Origin of the sequence: Nodosilinea sp. FACHB-131 (assembly GCF_014695395.1) — a bacterium.
GTDB lineage: Bacteria > Cyanobacteriota > Cyanobacteriia > Phormidesmidales > Phormidesmidaceae > Nodosilinea.
In genome coordinates this window covers 27,862-49,158 of sequence record NZ_JACJOF010000005.1, presented here as the reverse complement: position 1 = coordinate 49,158, position 21,297 = coordinate 27,862, and the positions used below count along the sequence as shown (strand labels likewise).

The window sequence follows — 21,297 nt, the reverse complement described above, 5'->3', positions numbered from 1 at the left end:
ATGCGTCCTCAAGCATCTAAAACGAGTCCGGCTTTAGCGAGTGCTTCTCGAAGATGAGAGGCGGCTTCTGCTTGAGATGTTTTCTCCTTAGAGAGGATAGCGACACCTTGTTGAGCTAAACGAGTCCGGGTTGCCAAATCTAACTGAGTCGATGAGTGGATGATAACAGGGATGGACTGAGTAACGGGGTTATGCCGCAGCTGCTCAAGCGCATCAAGCCCGCTCAGCTCTGGCATTTCCAGGTCAAGCAGAATTGCTGCGGGTTGTTCACTCTCGGCCACGGCCAACCCTTCCCGTCCACTTGCCGCTTCTAAAAGCTGTAGCGGAATATTGGTCAACAACTGTTTAATCACATATCGATAAGCTGGGTCATCATCAATAAGTAGGAGTTTCTGAGCTTTACCCTGACCGACCACCCTATTGAGCTTGGTGAGCAAGGGCAACTGGTCTACAGGCTTAATCAAGAAGCCATCAGCTCCCAGGGCAATGGCCTGTTTTTCGTTATCCACGACCGTAATCACTAACACGGGAATATTGCGAGTGGCTTCATCGCTTTTCAGCTCGCGCAGGAATGTCCAGCCGTTTTGCCCTTCTAGCAAGATGTCTAGCACGATAGCCGCTGGCTGAAGCTGCTCTAAGGCCTGTCTGGCTTGCGCCAGGGTGCGGGTGGCGATCAGCTGATACCGAGACGCTTGCAGGTGTTTCTCGTAGATAAAGAGCGTTTCAATATGATCTTCGATCGCCAGGATGGGCAGGCGGGCTGGGTTGAGGGAGGTGATCGGTTGCAGCGAGTCTGGCAGTTCTGTCACTTTGGGGTAGACAATCGGAATGCAGACTGAAAAGGTAGACCCTTTGCCTACTTCACTTTGCACGGCAACCCGGCCCCCCATCAGCTCGGCTAGCTTGGCCGATATGGGCAAGCCCAGCCCCGTCCCTTTCACCTGCTTTTGCAGGTCAGACTCAATCTGCACAAAATCCTCAAAGATGCGCTCCTGGTCGTCGGGGGCAATGCCAATGCCGGTATCAGATACCGAGAGCTGAATCATCTGACCGACTTGCTCGGCGGTGACGCGCACCTCTCCCTGCTCCGTAAACTTGAGCGCGTTCGAAATGAAGTTTCTGAGGATTTGAGCAATTTTTCCCTCATCGCTATAGAGCGAGGGCAGGCCATCGGGTTCTGCAAACACCAGCGACACCGAGGAACCCTGCACTAGCAGCGGGCGCAGCATGCCCCGCAGAGTGGCAAACAGGTCACTCACCTCAAAGGAACTGGGATTCACCTCGGTTTTGCCCGCTTCCACCTTGGCTAAGTCCAGTAGATCGTTCACCAGCTCTGACAACCCATCGGCCGCTTTGTGAATGAACGTCACCTGCTTTTCTTGCTCTAAGGATAGCTCCCCATCCAGCCGAGTTAGCAGCATGCGAGATAGGGACAAAATCGAGTTGAGCGGCGTGCGAAACTCGTGGCTCATGTTGGAAAGAAAGCGAGTTTTTAGCTCGTTGGCCTGTTGTAGAGAGCTGGCTTTCTCGTCCAATTCGGCGTAGAGGGCAATGACGCCGCGGTTGGTGTCTTCTAGCTCGCGGTTGAGGTAGGTGAGATCTTCCTCTCGCTTGCGCAGTTCGGCCATGGCTCGCAGCAATTCCTGGTTTTGCCGCTGGATTTCGTCGTAGGGGTTTTGGGGCGATCGCCCGACAATCGCCTCCCGAATCTGCTGCAACTGTAGGTCGGTGAAGGTGGGCGATCGCTTGGGGAGGGCTTTGCCGAGGCTCACGGTAGTCCCCTGCCCGGTCGATTCGATCTCAAAGACATCCATCAGCCGGCGCGTGCCCACAATGCCTAGCCCCATGCCGGTAGAAGACTGATAGCGTCCGTCTAAAACATCGCTCAGATGCGGAATGCCCCCGCCCTGATCTTGCACCTGAACTAAAAAGGTCTGGGGGTTGTCCTCCAGGTCAAACTTCACCGTTCCACCCTGCGCGTATTGAAACGCATTGCGGGCCATTTCTGAGACAGCCGTTGCCAGCCGCGCCTGATCTTGCCCGTCAAACCCCAGTTGTTCTGCCAGCTCGCGGGTTCGCTGCCGCGCCTGCACTACATCCTGTTCGTAGTGAATTTCCAGGGTGAAAAGGGTTGTCATACTCCCGTTCCTTTTGCCACCAACATGGTTACATCATCGCGCTCACGATGAAAATCACGGTGTAACACACCGGCAATCAAGCTGGGATGTTTTTGACTCAGGCCGGGGTAGCGATCGAGGTTCCACTGCGTACTGATGCCGTCGGAGTGCATCATCAGCAGCCCGTTGAGGTACCAGGGGTAGGTAAACTCCTTAATCTTACGAACTTCATGCCCCACGGTACCGTTGTAAGACATCAGGTTGTGATGTTCGGTGGCGGAAGAAATGCTGGCCGCAATATTGCCAACGCCCGCAAAGCAAACGGTCTGCTGCTCGAAATTGATTTCAGCGATCGCCAGGGCAGCCCCTCGGGTACTCCGCAACGCCGCATGAGCCGCTTCGACAATGCGCTGCGGCGACTGATGATGGTGATCGTGAAATACCCGGATAGCGGCTGAAGCCGCACTGGCCGCCGCCGGACCATGGCCCAACCCATCGACGACTAAAAACAGGCCGCGACGATCATCCCCGTTCCGAGCCCAGGCATCCCCAGAAACCTCCTCTCCCCGCTTGGGTAGAGCGACCACACCGATTTCAATGAGCTTGGGTGGCGAATGAGGGGACGTTTTTGCCCAGAGGTGGGCGAGCAGCGCCGTTCCCTTGTTGGGCTGCGAGTAAATCTCAAAAAAGTCAGAGAGGCGGCGAATGGCACCCAGCCCGTTGCCCGCTGTTCCGGCGGTAGAAAAGCCATCTTGCAGGCATTCTTCCACATCCACCATGCCAGAACCTTGATCTAGCGCCAAAACTTCGATGCCGAGCAGGTCATCTTGGGCGATCGCCCGCAGCACAATCACGCCCCGACCGGCGTGCAAAATCAGGTTGTTGGCCACCTCCGTCACCAAGAGGCCAACCTTGCCCCGTTCAGTTTCTTCAAAGCCAAGCCGGGTGGCCAAGGCTAGAGAGGCGCGCCGTGCCTCCCCAGTTTGACTCTGCTCGGTGATGGCGATCGCCGTAGATTCATTCAATTGACGTCCTCAAATTACTTCCAGCGTACGATGATTATTCGCGTTCCCTCTCCCACCACAGACTCAATTTCAAACTCGTTGGCCAGGCGTTTTGCCCCCCCTAAACCCATGCCCAGCCCGCCGCCGGTGGTAAAGCCATCCCGCAGCGCCATGTCAATGTCGGCAATGCCGGGCCCCTGATCTTCAAAGGTGAGCCTAAGACCGCGACGCCCGCCTTCCTGAAGCGTTTCTAACTTAACAATTCCGCCGCCGCCATAGTCTAGGGTGTTGCGAGCTAGCTCGCTGGCCGCAGTGACAATCTTGGTTTGGTCAACTAAACCAAAGCCAACCTCGATAGCAAACTGGCGCACGGCTTGCCGCACCAAAACCACGTCCGCAGAAGATTGAATTTTCAGCTCCTCAATCTTCTGCATCGTCCTCTAGGTCCCACTCCGTCGCAATGGCTTGCGCCTGTGCGGATTCACTAATTGACGCTCGCAACAGCGCCATCCCCTTTTCCACATTCAGTGCGGTGCGAATGCCAGTGAGGGACAGCCCTAGCTCCACCAACGTAATGGCGACGGCAGGCTGCATTCCCACAACCACCGTTTCAGCATCCATGACCCGCGACATTTTGGCAATGTTGCCCAAGATTCTGCCAATAAAAGAATCGACGATTTCTAGCGCAGAAATATCAATCAAAACCCCGTTGGCATTGGTTTGACTAATACGATTTGTGAGGTCATCTTGTAGCGTCATTGCCAGGCGATCGTGCATGTCAACCTGAATGGTGACAAGCAAAAATTCGCCCATTTGAAGGATGGGAATCCGTTCCATCAGTCTCTCCTCTAGGCTACTTGCGGGCGATCGTAGTTCCCATTCGCTTTAATGCCATCAGAAAGGCATCAGCTAGGGTGGCTTTTGTCGTCACATCCGTTAAATCGATGCCGAGATACACGATTGTTTGAGCAATTTGAGGTCGAATGCCGCTGATGATGCAGTCGGCACCCATCAAGCGAGCGGCGGTAACCGTCTTCAGCAAATGTTGGGCGGTTAGCGTATCGACGGTGGGCACCCCGGTGATGTCAATAATGGCCACTTCTGAGCCGGTTTCAACAATCTTTTGCAACAGCGACTCCATCACCACCTGAGTCCGGGCACTGTCGAGGGTGCCAATGATTGGCAAGGCCAAAATGCCTTCCCAGAGTTTGACCACTGGCGTAGACAGTTCCATCATTTCTTCCTGCTGCCGCAGAATCACCTCTTCTCGCGACTTCTGGTAGGCTTCTACCACCATCAGCCCTAGGCGATCGAGCAGGTCGGTGGCTTGCCAAATCTCGTCGCCTAGCTCAGCCGGGTCGTGCAACTGCTGCCGCAGACGATCAAACAGCGGCCGCTTGAACGAAAAGATAAATGTAGCCGTTTCAGTGGGGGTAAAGCCCTTGTGGGAGCGCGATCGCGAAATGCTCGTCAGCATCTCCCGCACCTCTCGCCATTCGACTGCCTGAATATTGCTCAAGTTACCGGATTGAGCCGCGATGCGCAGCAACTTGAGAAATTCGCGGCACTCTTCCTTTAGCTCTGCTTCTTTAATTAACCCTTTGCGGGTGTTCGTAGCGCTTAGCTCTTGATTCCACTCCGACAGCAGTTCTGCCTCATGAGTCTTCAGTATCTCCGGTATCTTGCTGCTGCGAGTCACATCCATGAGGCAGTTTCCTTCATCCATCGAAACCAGTGTCAATTTTGTCCTAAACCTGCAATGGGGGGCGATTAGCCTGCCTTTCAACTGCCGATTTGAAACATCACCATCAGTGTATGACTATTCCAGCCCAGTGGTTTCTCAGACCAGGAATTGTGCACCCAGGCGATCGCCCCAGTACATCCGTTGTCTTGGCCTCGCAGCCGTGCCAGCACCATCCCCTGCAAAACAAAAGGTCAGGGGAGATTGGCGATCGCCCTCTGAGGGCTGGCAGACTCACTGACCCCATGGGTAAGTGTCAGGTAGTGATGTTTGATGCGAAACCCGTTGATAGCCCGCCTGCCGGACACAGCAGCTTTTGTAGCTCAACGACAAATTACTGTTGTTTTAATGCGGTGCGATCGTTAGCCATAAGTATCTCGTCCTCACCGCAACCATAGACTTTAACGAATGCACTTTGAAGATTGAGTTTAATAGCTTCCCTAGCCCTGCCTAAAATCGCTGCAATTTTAATGGAAAAGTTGAAACTATTTTGTTTGAATAGGTGAATTTAGCGTTGCAAAGCCCTTTATTAGTGAGCGCGCAACAAAAAAACACAGAGATTTTCGTCGAAATCTACCTTAAAGCATAATTCTTAATCCTTCTTTTTCCCTACAACAGAGTGGGGTTTAACTGTGCAGGTGTGAATGATTGTAGACGAACCGACTCAGGCGCCCATTGAGGCAGATGTTTTTGTCTTTCCTGCTTCGTTTGCTCAGCAGCGTTTGTGGTTTATTGACCAGCTACTTCCAGGAGATGCTCTCTATACGAGTCCTCTGGTGTTTCGGCTTAGCGGTCATTTACAGCGATCGCATCTTCAGCACAGCATGCAGGCGATCGTGCAGCGGCACGAAATTTTGCGAACTTCATTTGATGTCGTTGATGGTCAGTTAATGCAGATCATCGCCGATCAGGTAGATGTGTCACTGCCGCTAATAGATTTGCGATCGCATCCTGCCCCTGAGCGCGAATCCATAGCATTACACGACATTTGGCAAACTCTTCAACATCCGTTTCACCTCAATCAACAACCACTCTTTCGGGTGCAACTGTGGCAATTGCAGAACGACGAACATCTGATGCTAATTGCGCTGCATCACATTATTTTTGACGAATGGTCGAGTGGTGTATTGATTCGGGAATTGGGTGAAGGTTATGCCGCTTCAATCGAAAGAAAACCTGTCGGACTAGCCGAATTGCCAATTCAATATGCAGATTTTGCTTATTGGCAGCGGCAATGGTTGCAGGGCGAGGTGCTGAACACTCAGTTGAGCTATTGGAAACAGCAGTTAAAAGACATCCCAGTGCTGCAATTGCCGGGTGCATTGTCGCCTACATCAGGGCAGCCCTTATCCCAAGGGTCTCAGGGTGCAAGTCAACTGCTGGAACTGCCCCAGCGATTGTTGGAGGCATTAGAAAACCTGAGCCAGCAGGCAGAGGTGACGCTGTTTATGACCCTGCTGGCAGCATTTCAAACCCTGCTGCACCGCTATACCGGACAAACCGACCTGGCGATTGGCACTCCCATCGCCAATCGGCATCAGAGTGAATTAGAGGGGTTGATCGGCTTTTTTGTGAATAGCCTGGTTTTGCGGACTAATGTGGAGGGTGACCCGACGTTTTTGGAGTTGTTGGAGCGAGTACGAGAGGTTACCCTAGCTGCCTACGATCATCAGGATTTGCCGTTTGAAAAGCTAGTCGAGGAACTACAGCCCGTTCGCAACCTTGGCCAGAACCCCCTATTTCAAGTGGTGTTTGCCCTGCAAAACTCGCCCATGGCGCAACTAGAATTGCCGGGGTTAATTCTCAGCCCGGTAGATCTAGAAACCAAGACATCCCGCTTTGACCTAGAGTTTTACGTTTGGACCTGCGGGGATAATTTTAGAAATTTGTGGGGTAAGGGTTGGCAGCAACCAGATGGGTTACGAGGCATGGTGATTTACAACATCGAGTTGTTTGAGGCCAGCGCGATCGCATCGCTGCTCAAGCACTTTGAAACCCTGCTAGAGGGAATTGTGGCTAACCCAAATACGCCTCTTTCTGCCCTGCCGTTGCTTGCAACTGAAGACCAACAGGAGCTGCTCCAACGGTGGAGCAACAATCAATTCAGCAATTCTAATGAATGTATCCATCATCTGTTTGAAGCGCAGGTAAGAGAACGACCCGATGTGATCGCCATCCAATTTGGCAACCAACAATTCACGTATCAGCAGTTGAATCAGGGCAGCAACCAATTGGCACGATATTTGCAACGGTTGGGCATTGGTGCGGAAATGCCCGTCGGCATCTGCTTGGAACGGGGGATAGAAGCGATCGCCGCCATGTTGGCAATCCTCAAAGCGGGAGGAGCCTACGTACCTCTTGACCCGAGTTATCCGGCGGAACGATTGCGTTTTATGGTGGAGGATGCGGGCATTAGCGTCATTCTCTCTGAGGCAAACTGGGCCGACGAGTTACAGACAGCAACCACCAACGTGATTTGCTTGGAGCAAGCATGGGACGCGATCGCTCAGGAATCAGAGCAGAATTTATCCACTCCCTGTACCGCTGATCAACTAGCCTACGTAATCTATACCTCCGGCTCTACGGGGACTCCTAAAGGTGTCATGGTGCCCCATCGAGCGGTCAGTCGGTTGGTGTGCAATACCGATTATGTGCAGATCAGCTCTGGCGATCGCATGGCGCAGGTAGCTAACCTCGCCTTTGATGCCGCCACTTTTGAAGTGTGGGGTGCGTTGTTAAACGGCGCACACCTGATCGGCATTGATCGAGAAACCACGCTGTCTCCTTCTGATTTTGCTACTACGTTGCAGCAGCAGAATATTAGTATTTTGTTTCTCACCACTGCTTTACTGAATCAAACCGTCAGTCAAATTCCCAATGCTTTTCGATCGCTCAAGTATCTGCTGTTTGGCGGTGAAATGGTGAATGTTGATCAGGTGCGATCGCTGGTGCAACAAGGCAAACCCCAACATTTGCTCCATGTGTATGGCCCTACAGAAAATACAACCTTTTCTACCTGGTATGAGATTCAAGAAATCCCCAAAAATGCTGCAACAATTCCCATTGGCAGGGCGATCGCTAATACTCAGGTGTATCTGCTGGATGACCATTTAAACCCAGTTCCCGCAGGGGTAGTTGGTGAAATCTATTTGGGTGGAAACGGTTTAGCAAAAGGATATTTGAATCGTTCAGATTTGACGGCTGAAAAGTTTGTTCGCTCAAGGTTGGCAGATCTGGGTTCTGCATGGGAGAAGCACAAAAATTCAAAATTCAAAATTCAAAACTTATCCCTATATAAGACGGGCGATCGCGCTTTTTATCACCCCGACGGCAACTTAGAATTTTTAGGCCGCGTAGATAATCAGATCAAAATTCGTGGATTTCGAGTAGAGCTAGGTGAAATTGAACTGGCGATCGCACAACACCCAGCGGTGCAAACCGTGGTCGTCGTGGTGCGGGAGATCGACCAAGACCGACAGCTGGTTGCTTATTTTGTCTCCAGTGAAGCGGCAGCCCCAACTGAACGAGAACTGCGATCGCTGTTAAAAAAACGGCTCCCTGCCTACATGGTTCCTGCGGCGTTTGTTGTGCTAGATGCGCTTCCTTTGACGGCTAACGGCAAAGTAAACCAAAAAGCATTACCACCCCCAGCGCTGCATAGGGCAGAACCTAGTTTGACGGCTGCTCCTACAACGTCTGTAGAAGCAGCTTTAGTGGAGATTTGGGGGAAATTACTTGGGCAACAAGTGGGCATTGACGACAACTTTTTTGAACTGGGAGGGCACTCCCTCTTAGCAACTCAGCTCGTTTCACGGGTTCGCGATCGCTTACACATCGAGTTGCCCCTGCGTAGCATCTTTGAAACCCCCACCATTGCTGAACTAGCGCAGCAAATCAACACCTTAAAGGTAACGGTTCAACCCGACTTCACCGCATCAATAAGCGATCAGAGCGCAGCCAGTTCTCAACGACGTGAGGAAATAGACCTATGACCAACTGGGCGATCGCTGACTTTATTTCTCACCTCAACCACCTAGATATCAAGCTCTTTCTCGAACCCGATTCTACCGTTGCAAATCACCAAACCCGACTCCGCTGCAACGCCCCCGAAGGAACCCTCACCCCCACCCTCCGCCAAGAATTAGCCGACCGCAAAGCCGAACTCATCACCTACTTACAAACAAACTCAGATGACAGAAAACCGCAGTTAGAAAATAGTCTCCCATCCACCCTCCCACCCTCCCACCCATCCACCCCCTCCCCCCTCTCCTTTGCCCAACAGCGCCTCTGGTTCCTCTACCAGCTCGCCCCTCACAATCCCTTCTACAACGTACCTGCCGCCATTCGCCTCACGGGAACGCTCAACCGCTCTGCATTAGAGCGATCGCTTCAAGAAATTGTGCGTCGTCATGCTGCCCTGCGTACCCGATTTACAACCGTGGATGGGCAACCCGCTCAAGTTGTTGAACCTAACGCCAATGTTGAACTTGCTGTCGTGAATTTGCAGTCGGTTGCGATTAGTGAACGCGATCGCATTCAACAACAATTAGCGACCGCCGAAGCCCAACGCCCCTTTAACCTGTCGACCGACTCTCTGTTGCGTGTGACACTGCTAGACTTTGATGCAGCGGAATCCGTGTTGCTGCTGACAATGCATCACATTGTTGCCGATGGGTGGTCTTTAGGAATATTGATCAAAGAATTGGGATATTTCTATGCGGCATTTGTGGAGGAGCGATCGCCGGCTCTACCTCCCTTACCAATTCAATACGCTGACTTTGCTCGATGGCAACACAACTGGTTGCAGGGAGAGGTTTTAGAAAAACAATTGAGCTATTGGCGGCAACAATTGCAAGATTTTCCTGTGCTCAAATTGCCGAGCGATCGCCCCCGTCCTGCCGTTCAAACCTATCAAGGCGCGACCTACCCCATACATATTTCCCCTACCCTTTCCCAGGCATTAGAAACGTTCAGCCAGCAGTCTGGAGCGTCTCTGTTTATGACGCTGCTGGCAGCATTTCAAACCTTGCTTTACCGATACACAGGGCAGGAGGATATCACCATTGGATCTCCCATTGCCAACCGCCACCGCAGCGAGGTGGAGGGGTTAATTGGCTTTTTTGTGAACAGTTTGGTGATGCGATCGGATCTGTCGGGCAATCCCACCTTTCGGGAATTGCTGGAGCAGGTGCGCCAGGTTGCCCTAGAAGCCTATGAGCATCAAGATTTACCCTTTGAAAAATTGGTTGAAGAACTCGACCCCGATCGCGACCTCAGCCGCAATCCCTTGTTTCAGGTTGCCTTTGCCCTGCAAAATGCTCCCATGCAGCCCTTAGAGCTACCCGCACTGACGTTAGAGCCCGCCCCTCTAGAGTCTGCCAGCACCCGCTTTGATCTAGAGGTGCACCTGTGGGAACCTGCCCACGGATTGAAGAGTTTTTGGCGATCGCAAGACGGTTTGGGCGGCTTCATTTCCTACAGCACTGATTTATTTGATCGCGACAGAATTGCGCGTTTGGTTGGTCATCTTCAAACGCTTTTAGAAGGAATTATCGCGAATCCAGATACCCGACTGTCAGACCTGCCGTTGCTTACATCTGAAGAACGTCAGCAAATTCTGCATGACTGGAGCGAATGTTCCGATGATGGGAAGACCGACAGTGAAGCCGAAGTTTCTCATCAGGAGCAAACCAGCGTAGAAACCTGCCTAAATAAGGAGCCAGTCTGCTTCCATCACATTGTTGAAGCCTATGCAAAACAGGCTCCAAATGCGATCGCCCTTGTCACCGAGTCCCAAACTCTTACCTACCAAGAACTCGATCACCGTGCCGATCATCTAGCAGAATTTCTCAGACAAATAGGAGTTCAACCCAATTCATTGGTAGGGTTATGTGTCGATCGCTCTGCCGACATGGTAGTTGGCATTCTCGGCATTCTCAAAGCGGGAGGAGCTTATGTGCCGCTTGACCCGACCTATCCGAGCGATCGCCTCCAATTCATTCTCGATGACACTCAAGTTTCTATTCTGCTAACGCAGTCTTGGCTCGCCGAATCCTTACCCAAAACTTCAGCAACCATTGTTTGGTTAGACCAGCCGTTGTGCCCTCATTCCCCAACCCCTTCTCCCTTGTTGAGGGAAGGGGAGCAAGAGCAAGAGGAAAGTCTGAAGCTAGAAGAAACTCTCTCAGTTCGGCCCCCCCTCTTCCGTCACTGGGAGAGGGGGCTGGGGGGTGAGGGCGCTGCTGACCTCGCCTACGTCATCTATACCTCTGGCTCCACGGGTACCCCCAAGGGGGTTCTACTCTCTCATCGGGGCTTGTGTAACGTTGTACGGGCTCAACAACAGGTCTTTCAGCCCAACTGCACCAGTCGAGTTTTGCAATTTAGCTCTCTCAGTTTTGATGCGTCCATTTTCGAGATTGCCCTTGCCCTTGGCTCTGGCGGCACACTATATATTCCTCCTCAGTCTGCCCAACTGCCGGGTATGGTACTGATGCAATTTCTGCACGAGAATGCCATCACTCACGCCCTACTCACGCCAGCCGTACTCGCCGTTCTGCCCTTTGAGGAACTGCCTGACCTTCAGGTGTTAATCACCGGGGGAGAAGCCTGCTCCAGCCAGGTGATCGATCGCTGGGCTGTCAACCGCCGCTTCTTCAACGCCTATGGACCTACCGAAACTACTATCTGGGCAACCGTTGCTGAACTCCATCCCGGTGACAATCCCCTCACGATTGGTCGCCCAATTCTCAATACTCAGGTCTATATTTTAGATGCCAACTTAAATCCTGTTCCGGCAGGAATTCCAGGAGAGTTATACATCGGCGGGACCGGAGTAGCGCAGGGGTATCTCAATCGCCCGGAGTTGACGGTAGAACGGTTCATTGGCGCTGAGTCAGAAAGTATCTTTCCAGTACTCAATAAACAGCATTCAACCCTCTACAAAACCGGCGATCGCGTTCTCTACAACCGTGACGGCAGCATTCAATTTCTAGGTCGCGTGGACCACCAGATCAAGATTCGGGGTTTTCGAGTTGAGTTAGGTGAAATTGAAACGACTCTACAGCGCCATCCCGCCATCCAAGATGCCGTTGTTATGCCCTCCGTCGCATCGTCTTTAATTGCCTACTTCAGCCTGGATACTCAATACCTGCAAGAAACCAGCGTGCGATCGCTGCAATCTCAACACCTACAACAGTGGCAAACCCTCTACAACCAAACCTACCAATCTACAGAAAACCCTCAGCACCCAGAACCCAACACTGAGTACTTCAACATTACCGGATGGAACAGCAGCTATACCGGAGAGCCCATTCCCCTTGAGCAGATGCAGGAATGGGTGAGCGATCGCGTTCAGCAAATTCTCGCGTTGAAACCCAAACGCGTTTTAGAAATTGGCTGCGGTACAGGATTATTGCTCTTTCAAATTGCACCGCACTGTCAGCAATATGTAGGCACAGACTTTTCGGCGGTTTCCCTCGCATCAGTTCAAACTCAGCTAGATATCCTCAATTTCCCTCAGGTTGAGCTTTTACAGCGCACGGCAATCGACTTTGAGGGGATCGATCCAGGGTCGTTTGATGTTGTGATTTTGAATTCGGTTGTGCAGTATTTTCCGAGTGAAGCTTACTTAATGCAGGTCTTAGAAAAAGCAATTGAAACCATAGCGGAGGGCGGTGTTCTATTTGTTGGAGATGTGCGAAACCTCGCTTTGTTACCGGCATTCCACAGCTGGATGAAATTTGTTCAAGCGGACGATGGTGTAGAGCGATCGCAACTCTGGCATCAAGTAGAGCGATCGCAGTTTGAAGAACCAGAATTAGCGATTGATCCAGCGTTCTTTTATGCGCTACAACAGAAATTTACCCAAATTCGACAAGTTGACATTCGGCTTACGCGGGGCCACAGTCAGAATGAAATGACTCAGTTCCGCTACAACGTTTTACTGCGAATGGGAAAATTCCGTGATGTTGAGTTTCGTACCTCAACCCAACCTAATCTGGCTATCAAAGGAAACAAGCGGGAGCAACTCAACTGGAAACATCAGCCGGTTACTGCCCAAGAAATACACCAGCAACTCCTAGCTACTGAGCCAGAGATTTTAATGATCACGAACGTTTCTAATAGCCGATTGAATGCCGCTGTCGCAACAGCAAACTGGCTTCAAAATAAGAAAGCGCCTAAAACCGTTGGACGAATGCGAGAGATATTGCAAGACTCTGAAAACTTAGCAATTGATCCGCAAGACTGGTGGAATTTAGAAACGACACTGCCCTATACAGTAGAGATTACCTGGTCTGCATCTACTGAGACTGGAGATTATGACGTGGTGTTGATTCGTCATGGGATTGATGCGGCGGATGCTGTATTGCAGCGCAGTGAGCGATCGCCCCAGCCGTTCACCAACCATCCCCTTCAGGCGAATGTAGCCCGGCAACTGATTCCTGAGCTTCGGCAATATGTCGGCCAGACGTTACCCGACTACATGGTTCCTGCTGCGTTTGTGCCATTAGCCACCCTGCCCTTAAATTCGAGTGGTAAGGTCGATCGGCGTGCCCTTCCCCCGCTTGACCACACGCCTAACAGCGACTCCCATTCAGCGATCGCACCCCAAACCTCAACCGAAACGGCTCTCATTGAGATTTGGCAAGAACTATTACAACTCAAGCATGTCAACCGTCACGACAACTTTTTTGAATTGGGCGGGCATTCCCTATTAGCCACCCAAATGACCTCTCGCATCCGCGACACCTTTAATTTAGAACTCCCGCTCAAGAATGTTTTTGCAGCGCCCACCATTGCCCAACTAGCGCCCATCCTGGACGCACTGCGCGATACCACCTCAAACACTCCTCCCCTCGTTCGGCTCGATCGCACCGCTTATCGACGCAAACAATCGACGTTACTGAGTCAGCCGTCTCAAGTTATTTCCGTTCCTTCCCAAGAGGAAGTTCCAGAACACAACACGCTCCCCCCTAATTCACCGCTAGTTCCCCTAACGTTGGGCGGTAGTGAGCCGCCCTTTTTCTGTGTGCATCCTATGTTTGGGGTCGTATTTCCCTATCTGGAATTAGCGCATCACCTGAACAGCGATCGCAGTTTTTACGGGTTGCAACCTCTAGGGTTAGATGGCAAATCTCGCCCGCTGAATCAAATGGAGGCGATCGCAGCCTATTACATTCAAGCCATTCAAACCCTTCAGCCCCACGGACCCTATTACCTAGGAGGCTGGTCTTTTGGGGGCTTGGTTGCCTTTGAGATGGCGCAGCAACTAACTCAAGCAGGCGAAAAAGTTGAACTGCTGGCCATTCTCGATACGACTGCTCCCTGCACCAAACCCTCTTTCTGTCAGAGTCTTAAGTTTTTAGTGAAAACTGCTCTTTGGTCTACCGTGCCATTCTTGCTAGATATCAGCGCACTGGCGACCCAGCGCCTGCAATCCCAAAATCCGTGGTTCTCTCGCTGGCAATGGTCGGCCATCACCCGACTCATTCCTGAAGAGTCTCGATTGCGCCTATTAGATGAATCTGCCATCAACGCTATGCTGCCCATTGTCTATGCGAACAGTCAGGCAACTCAAGATTATGTGCCTCAGCCTTACTCTCAAGCGATCGCCCTATTTAAGGCAGCAGAACAATCAGATGCAAATCGACAGGATGAAACATTGGGCTGGAGTGAATTAGTTGAACACATTCAACTGCACGAAGTTCCCGGCAATCATTTGTCGCTGCTAAAACAACCCCATGTGCAAGTTTTGGCGCAACAACTCAGACATTATTTGACATAGATACTGTGCTACAGCTACCGTCAGTCCGTACCAAAGAACCAAAGGAAAGCCACCCGGTTCGGTCCCACCAGCAATAACCCTTCGTCACACCAATGCGGTACAGACAGCAACGAAAACCCCGCACCGCTGCCGTTGGCTCGCCACGCAATATTGGTAAAGCCGACGACCGGGCTTCCAACCCAAGCAAATAACCGTTGCACAAACACGTTCGCCGCTTCCGGTTCGTCATCGAAGGCACCAATCTCTAGCGATTGCCCGTGGACGAGAAGCCGCAGGGCTGTTTCGGTCGCCTTTAGGTAGTCAAGCGGCACCCACGGGGCCAACTCAACTTCGCTCCGCATGCGATCGCGAAGTGGGGATCCAAGTTGGTGAAGTGAGGCTACCGCGACGCCGAGTGGCGATGTATCCGGGGGCCGCCCAGGTTCCTCGATCCAGAGCCGTAGGTTAGCGGTCAATAACCCGTCCGCATCAATGTCCATCGCTCGGTCGGCAAGTTCTCGGCAGAGTGTATCTGCTTCACCATCCGTTGCAGTAACGAATCGCATCTCCCCTCCTCGCCGCCAAACACCACTTACTCGTCTTCAGAAACCGAAGTGAAAACAATCGCCCAAAAGCACACCCGATAAAATAATGGCATCGAGCAGCAGGTGATCGCCCGTGGTACAAGCCCAACCCCAGCTCAAAACCTTTAGCGACTTTCTCGCCTACTCCCAGGAGGTCGAAGGCTACTACGAACTCACGAACGGAGAACTGGTTGAAATGCCGCCAGAGTCGTACGACAACTTGCGTCGCGCCCTAAAGCTCTACGACATATTAAAAACGCTGGTAGATGCTGCTCAAGTCTGTCCTCAGGGTTTGGCTCTAGCTGTGCCAGGTCAGCCCAGAAATCGGTATCCAGACCTGACGGTGCTGCGCCCCGAGCATCCCGAGCAGATGCGCGAGCTGGGGCAGGCCGCCATTACGCTGGAAATGGCTCCCCCTTTGTTGGTAGTCGAGGTGGTTAGCCCAGGAGCCGAGAATCGCCGCCGCGACTATCTAGAAAAGCGCAACCAGTACGAATGGCGCGGCATTGGTGAGTATTGGATTCTCGACCCAACGATGGGTCAGGTGACTGTTTTGAGCTTGACCCCACAGGGCTATAGCGAAGCCACATTTGACGGAGAAGCCATAGTTGAATCGCCTACTTTTCCCGATTGGGCCATGACCGCCGAGTCTATGCTGACAGTGGGCTAGCGGTGAGAAAAGCCCACATTGCCTGAGCTGTATTCGGCAACCTGCGTTACAAACCCTCTAGCTGCCACATTCGGGCCTAGTTTGAGCTAACGTTGCGATTCGGGGAGCGTCCGTTCCGGAATTGTCCCAAAATCCTTCATTTAACCTAACAGTGGCAGTTTTGCCTCTGACCTTGAAGTAAAATCTCGACACACCGTTGAGGCCGGATCAATGCTAGATCGCTTCTGGGAAGTGCTGGGCTACGTGTTTGCCCTCAACGATGAGGCCTTTCGCATTGCCACCACCGTACCGGCGGGAAGAGGCCTGGCGCTGTTAGTGGTTTTGCTGGCAGGTCTATCCCAGGGCATTGGGCAAAGCATCATTCTCTTCGTCAACCAGGTGCGGCCTGCCCGGTTTGTGCTCAGCCTGGGCATTAACGCGGTGCTATTTGCCTTTGGCTTTTTGGCCCTGGTGTTGAGTACCTGGCTAGTAACCCTGGCTCCCTGGTCGCAAAGCCTTCCCCTAGGGCAGCTAGTGACGGTGCTGGGGTTGGCCTATGCCCCGCTGTTGTTTAGCTTTTTAGGAGCATTGCCCTACTTGGGGGTGCCCATTCTCAACCTGCTGTCGGTGTGGCATTTGCTGGCTATGGTGGTGGGCTTTGGGGCGATCGCCAACCTGGGCATTAGCCATGCCTTTAGCTACGTTGCCCTAGGCTGGATTTTGCTGCAAGTTTTGCAAAACACCGTGGGTCAGCCCATTGCCAACTTGGGCAAGCGGATTGCCAACCGGGCGGCGGGAGTCGATCTCGTCACCAATCGCCGAGATTTGTCTGAGTCGTTTCAATCGGGGTTGGCCGAAACCTCTACCCGCTGGCACGAAGAGTTTACCCAGCGATTTAGCGCCCTCAGTCAGGGGGATGCGATCGCCGCTGTCACTGGTGAGCCTCCGACCCTGGCTCTGGCCGGAGCCGGGGGCTCGACCGTCTCGGTCAATGCCGGTTCAAACGGCGATCGCCTGGATAGCTTTAAGACACTGCTAGGCCTGGGCGCCATGGCGGTGCTAACGGTGGTAGTGCTGGCGCTGCTGCGGCCCATTCGAGCCTGGTGGTTTGGCTGGTTGAGCGGCCTGCCCAGCCTGGCGCTGCTGATGCTGAATTTTGTCTGGATTGGCATTGTCGCCCTGGTGGTGGCCGGGCTGTTGGCCCCGCTCGAAACCCTAGGCTGGTGGGCCGGCTGGTATGACGACGAGGTCAACACCACCGTCAACGCCGGAGAACTGGCTGAACCCGTGGTCGACCACAGCCAGGTCAGCCGCTACATGGTCTACCTCGACGGCATCGGCATCTCCAGCTTTGAGTACCTGCCCGATATTGAAGAATTTCTCGATACCCTGGCCCCCACCCTGCCCAAGGGCGTGGCGCTAATTCGCGGCATCATGCCCTACTCGGTGATGAATACGCCCCTAGATGAAGATCGGCCCCTGTCGTTTCTGTGGCGCTACGCCGACAAGCTGCGCTTTGCCAACCCCATGAGCGTACTGGGTCTGCTGGTCAACATTCGCAACATGCTGATTGTGGGCGTGTCGGCCGACAAGCGCTATGGGCCGCTCTACAACCAGGGCATTGCCCAAGTAGTGTTTAACGGTTTGATCAAAAATGGCTACCGGGTGGGCAGCGGCACTCCCGTTACGCTGATGGGTTACAGCGGCGGCGGGCAGATGTGCTGCGCCAGCGCCCCCTATCTCAAGCGGGCTCTGGGTGCTCCCATTGACGTCATTTCCTTGGGCGGGGTGATGAGCGCCAACATCAACCTGCTCCAGTTGGAGCATCTCTATCACCTGTCAGGCGAGAAGGATGTGGTGGAGAAGCTGGGGCCAAAGATTTTTCCGGGCCGCTGGCGGCTGTTTCCGCTGTCGTTCTGGAATCGGGCTAAGCGGCGGGGCAAGATCTCGTTCGTTTCCCTGGGGCCGGTGGGGCATCAGGTGCCGGGGGGCATTCTTGACCCTAAGCTGGTGCTGCCCGATGGCCGCAGTTCCCTCGGGCAGACCATCGACACTATCAACGCCATTCTGCGCGGTGAAATTTTAGAAACCGGGCTGGAGCGGGGCGGCAAGGCAAATAACTACGACATCTTTCGCGCCAACCCCCTGGTGCAGTACCAGAGCTATCCGCCCGATCAGTGCCCTAACCCAGCGCTTTACGTACCCATTGCCGACTGGATTGGGCGGCTGATTTTGCCTGCCAAGGCCGAGCGCTTTGGTGGTGTCTTCTACGAAATTCACCATGCGCCCGACGACCACCGCAAGCTGGTGGGGCGGGTGGTGAAGCTGCGCTGGTCTGACCACCCCCTCGCCCAAAAGCTGGTGCAGGCCGTCACCCACGATGTGCACTTTAGCGCCGATGCTGAGTATGCCAGCCGCTTTGGTGGGGTGATTAACCCGGTGCGGCTCAACCACTGGCTGCGGGTCGACCCGCTCGAATCCCTGGCCGGGTCGCTGCCGGAGGATGACCTGGTAGTGGTGGTCGAAAATCCCCAGGTAGTGCTGGACCGGGACGGGGTCACGCTCTTGATCGCGGCTCAGCCGATGGAGGTGACGGGGCGCTATTACGGCCTGGTGCAGTTTTTGGGGTCAACGGGCGACCAGTGGCGAGTACGGCATTTTAACAAGGTTAGCCGCGCCTTTGACGGCCCCGAGGAGGTGATAAGCCTGCCTCCGGTGGCCACGACGGCGATTTACGGCAGCCATCCCTCTACCACACAGCATTTGGAGCGATCGCCCTACAACGAGACCGGCTGGTACATCTACGGCGCACCCAATGCCAGCGGCACCTTTGTGGTGCAGGCGCTGGGACCGCGCGCCCTGTTTCGCCTACAGCCTCAGCGGGTGGTGTTTGGCGGCGCTAAGGCGGCCTACCGCTACATTCGCAAAGAGTCGTGGGCCGACGTGGTGGCCCAAAAGGGCAAGGTCGGCTCGGTGCTCTGCACGGTACGGGACAACGGACGGCCCGAGGCAATTCGCGAAGCGATCGATGAGTGGCAGGTGGGCGATCGCGCCCTCATCCTCCACACCTACGGCGGCATTGGCGGCAACCACAAAGAACCCTCCGCCGCCACCCCGATTTTCTTTGGCCACTTTGCCTACGGTCGGGCCGAGGTAGTGCACGACCCGCTAGCGGATGAACGGCGGTTTGAGATTCGCTACTACCAGGTCTACGCCCACAACATTGACGGGCTGATTGCCGGTACGATTCACTGGTCGCGCTATCAGGGCGATCGCCAGCGGGGTTGGCTGGGCACGCGCCCCACCTGCGATATTTTGGTCAAGCTCGATGCCTTTAACCGCTACTACTATTTTGACGACGAGCGACGGTCTCCCCTCACCCGCATGGAGGCCCACCTGCAAGCCATGACTGCCCGCTACCGCATCGGTGACGGCACTGGTGGCACCTTTGTCGGCCCGTCCAATAACTGCTCCCAAGACTCTAACCAAGCGCTGTTTGCCAGTTTGCAGGGCATCGGTACCAGCCTTTACCACCATGCCGACGCTTTAATCGACCAGCACCCCGACCAGGCCGAGCCTCTATACCAGCTCGCCCTCTTTGGCAAAGACCTCAAAGACACCCTGCAACCCCTAGGGGGCCTGCGTCCCACCTGGGAAAAGAACGAATTCAACTTGGGCAGCTCGATTGAAGACGAGCCCCTGCGTAACCTGCTGATGGGCCTAGGCAGCTGGCGCACGGTGTTTCCCCGTAAGGCCAGCGATGTGGTGGTGCACAAGTTCCTCAAGTACGGCGCGTCAGCCTGGGTGCTGCGCACCAGTCAGGTGGGCGGCCACGACCCCGGTATTGAACCGATCGCGCCGATGACGTTCTAATGCCCTTGCCGATGACAGTAAGGACACTAGTTTGCCTTAAAAGCCCAGGAATGGGACATGCATTCCTGCCGCTAGAGCACCGGCGATCGCGGCTGATCCCGCCGTGGTGAATGCCGTAATCGCAAGCCACCATGCCGCAGCGGTAGCCGCTTTGCGGGTCTTGGTCAAGCGTTCCTGGGCTTGGGCTTTAAGGGTATCCACTCTTGCCTGTAGCCCTTGCTCAAATTGCTCTACTTGCTGCACCACCAGATGTTTCAACCCTTGGGTTTGCGGTAGCAAGACCTCCTCAGTCCACTGCTGCGGTTGATGCATCAGCTCCTGAGCATTGGAGCGCAGGTTGCTAACACCTTGCCCAACGGAGTCAACCGTCAAGCGATCCAACGGCAGGCGATCGAGCAATGCATCCCAATTGATCCGATTAAGCTGATGCAAAACGACTAGTGTAGCCGCTGTAGAAAACGTCAGTCCCTCAGACAAATGCTGCTTCAGCCTGGTTTCTAGCTCAAGATCTGGGTCGGAAAGCTGATCATCTAGCTTACCTATAGCCTCAGTAATGTAGGCCGCGATTGGCTGGAAAGCATCTAGGCGCGATCGCGGAGACTCTTGCTGTCTATCTTCTGGAAAGGGTGGGTTCGCTTGGGCTGTCAGCTGCCGCCAGGCTGTTTCAACCGCCTGCAGAACTTGCCGGCGCTGCGGTTTGTCCCAACCTTGACGTTCTTTCAATACTGCCTTCAATTGAGTTCGATCCAAGGTCAGCTGATCGGCTGGATAGCTGGAATTTTCTAAAGCCTTATCGAGCAGCTCCTGTAGTTTTTGGTAGATGCGATCTGGCGTCAGGCGCTTCAAACGGGTGTGGCGCAGATACAGCGCTAACTCTTGCCCTAGGTGTAAATTTACGTCCTCTAAACTGAGGGGCAATGGCTCGGGGATGCCATCAGTTTCAGAAATTTCAGACTGGTTGATGCGATCGCCAGCGGGATGGCTAGGCCAGCGATCGAGGGCAGCAGAACCCAGGGCCAGCTGAATTTCCTGCTGAACTGCGGCCGCTATTTCCTCTTGGGACATCGAGGTATTGTCTTGGTTGCGAAAGACTGCCCTGAGGGCAGCTATCAACTGACGCAGCCCGCCCGTGGCTGCCCCCAAAACTGCACCCACTGCCGTACCGACCGCTGTTGAACTGGCCCAGGTCAGGCCTAAACAGTAGGCTGACCAGATCACCACCCCGGCGATCGCCCCCAGCACAGGGTCATTTAACTGGCTGAATTTTGTCGCCAAAAAACAAGCGCTAAAAATCACCCCGTTAGTGCTCAACAACAGCCCTAGTCCAACCCAAAAAACTACGTTAGTGGTTGAGCTGGCAAAACGGGTTTCGGCACTGATGTCCTGCTGGTCAGCACCGCTGACAGGCGTTGCATCGGCCCGTGAGGAAAACCGAGAGCCTAGGGCCGTCATACCAATAGCCAAGCCAAAAAAGGCGAGCAACAGATGGAATGCAAATGCTGTCAGCAAACCAATTAATAGGGCAGTTAGCAATGCAGTTCCCACAGTTTGTCTATCCCGTTA

12 protein-coding genes are annotated in these 21,297 nt (G+C 53.7%); 4 read left to right on the top strand and 8 right to left on the bottom strand.

The genetic code is table 11. The features are described 5' to 3' along the window. Positions 1–8: 8 nt before the first annotated feature. The 6 genes from H6F75_RS02275 to H6F75_RS28385 all read right to left on the bottom strand — a co-directional run bounded on the left by H6F75_RS02275 (position 9) and on the right by H6F75_RS28385 (position 5,038). Positions 9–2,138, bottom strand: a complete 2,130-nt coding sequence (locus tag H6F75_RS02275; RefSeq protein ID WP_190748829.1) for an ATP-binding protein — start codon at positions 2,136–2,138, stop codon at positions 9–11. Next, complete coding sequence (locus H6F75_RS02270; protein ID WP_190748827.1) at positions 2,135–3,142, bottom strand: ATP-binding SpoIIE family protein phosphatase; 1,008 nt, start codon at positions 3,140–3,142, stop codon at positions 2,135–2,137. Before H6F75_RS02270 ends, H6F75_RS02275 begins: the two co-directional genes overlap by 4 nt. 14 nt (positions 3,143–3,156) lie before the next feature. After that, positions 3,157–3,555 carry an anti-sigma regulatory factor gene (locus H6F75_RS02265; protein ID WP_190748825.1) on the bottom strand — a complete coding sequence of 133 codons (399 nt, stop codon included), beginning with the start codon at positions 3,553–3,555 and terminating at the stop codon, positions 3,157–3,159. Further along, positions 3,542–3,958 carry an STAS domain-containing protein gene (locus tag H6F75_RS02260; protein WP_190748823.1) on the bottom strand — a complete coding sequence of 139 codons (417 nt, stop codon included), beginning with the start codon at positions 3,956–3,958 and terminating at the stop codon, positions 3,542–3,544. Before H6F75_RS02260 ends, H6F75_RS02265 begins: the two co-directional genes overlap by 14 nt. 16 nt (positions 3,959–3,974) lie before the next feature. Continuing rightward, complete coding sequence (locus tag H6F75_RS02255) at positions 3,975–4,826, bottom strand: STAS domain-containing protein (protein WP_190748821.1); 852 nt, start codon at positions 4,824–4,826, stop codon at positions 3,975–3,977. 77 nt (positions 4,827–4,903) lie between these two features. Beyond that, positions 4,904–5,038 carry a hypothetical protein gene (locus H6F75_RS28385; protein WP_277874219.1) on the bottom strand — a complete coding sequence of 45 codons (135 nt, stop codon included), beginning with the start codon at positions 5,036–5,038 and terminating at the stop codon, positions 4,904–4,906. 468 nt (positions 5,039–5,506) lie between these two features. On the opposite strand from H6F75_RS28385, the gene H6F75_RS02250 reads away from it, so the two are divergent. Together H6F75_RS02250 and H6F75_RS02245 are read left to right on the top strand one after the other, a co-directional pair. Next, positions 5,507–8,854, top strand: a complete 3,348-nt coding sequence (locus tag H6F75_RS02250; RefSeq protein ID WP_190748819.1) for a non-ribosomal peptide synthetase — start codon at positions 5,507–5,509, stop codon at positions 8,852–8,854. Further along, positions 8,851–14,649 carry a non-ribosomal peptide synthetase gene (locus H6F75_RS02245; protein ID WP_190748817.1) on the top strand — a complete coding sequence of 1,933 codons (5,799 nt, stop codon included), beginning with the start codon at positions 8,851–8,853 and terminating at the stop codon, positions 14,647–14,649. Before H6F75_RS02250 ends, H6F75_RS02245 begins: the two co-directional genes overlap by 4 nt. A 20-nt stretch (positions 14,650–14,669) precedes the next feature. Here the strand turns inward: H6F75_RS02245 and H6F75_RS02240 are convergent, their stop codons facing one another. Then, a complete protein-coding gene (locus H6F75_RS02240) occupies positions 14,670–14,990 on the bottom strand; it encodes a hypothetical protein (protein WP_190748815.1) in 321 nt (106 codons plus the stop codon). Positions 14,991–15,306: 316 nt separating this feature from the next. Here H6F75_RS02240 and H6F75_RS02235 point away from each other — a divergent pair, with 316 nt between their 5' ends. Both H6F75_RS02235 and H6F75_RS02230 read left to right on the top strand, forming a co-directional pair. Beyond that, entirely contained in the window at positions 15,307–15,882 is a 576-nt protein-coding gene (locus tag H6F75_RS02235) for a Uma2 family endonuclease (RefSeq protein WP_190748813.1), read from the top strand. Between the two features lie 210 nt (positions 15,883–16,092). Continuing rightward, complete coding sequence (locus H6F75_RS02230; protein ID WP_190748812.1) at positions 16,093–19,734, top strand: CAAX protease; 3,642 nt, start codon at positions 16,093–16,095, stop codon at positions 19,732–19,734. A gap of 36 nt (positions 19,735–19,770) precedes the next feature. Here H6F75_RS02230 and H6F75_RS02225 read toward each other — a convergent pair whose 3' ends face one another. After that, complete coding sequence (locus tag H6F75_RS02225) at positions 19,771–21,186, bottom strand: hypothetical protein (RefSeq protein WP_190748810.1); 1,416 nt, start codon at positions 21,184–21,186, stop codon at positions 19,771–19,773. Positions 21,187–21,297 lie beyond the last annotated feature (111 nt).

Excerpts from the sequence above, each read along its gene's own strand:
- H6F75_RS02260 (WP_190748823.1), bottom strand. The coding sequence starts at position 3,958 with ATGGAACGGATTCCCATCCTTCAAATGGGCGAATTTTTGCTTGTCACC.
- H6F75_RS28385 (WP_277874219.1), bottom strand. The coding sequence starts at position 5,038 with ATGGTGCTGGCACGGCTGCGAGGCCAAGACAACGGATGTACTGGGGCG.
- H6F75_RS02250 (WP_190748819.1), top strand. The coding sequence starts at position 5,507 with ATGATTGTAGACGAACCGACTCAGGCGCCCATTGAGGCAGATGTTTTT.
- H6F75_RS02245 (WP_190748817.1), top strand. The coding sequence starts at position 8,851 with ATGACCAACTGGGCGATCGCTGACTTTATTTCTCACCTCAACCACCTA.
- H6F75_RS02225 (WP_190748810.1), bottom strand. The coding sequence starts at position 21,186 with ATGACGGCCCTAGGCTCTCGGTTTTCCTCACGGGCCGATGCAACGCCT.
- H6F75_RS02230 (WP_190748812.1), top strand. The coding sequence starts at position 16,093 with ATGCTAGATCGCTTCTGGGAAGTGCTGGGCTACGTGTTTGCCCTCAAC.
- H6F75_RS02255 (WP_190748821.1), bottom strand. The coding sequence starts at position 4,826 with ATGGATGTGACTCGCAGCAGCAAGATACCGGAGATACTGAAGACTCAT.
- H6F75_RS02265 (WP_190748825.1), bottom strand. The coding sequence starts at position 3,555 with ATGCAGAAGATTGAGGAGCTGAAAATTCAATCTTCTGCGGACGTGGTT.
- H6F75_RS02240 (WP_190748815.1), bottom strand. The coding sequence starts at position 14,990 with ATGCGGAGCGAAGTTGAGTTGGCCCCGTGGGTGCCGCTTGACTACCTA.
- H6F75_RS02275 (WP_190748829.1), bottom strand. The coding sequence starts at position 2,138 with ATGACAACCCTTTTCACCCTGGAAATTCACTACGAACAGGATGTAGTG.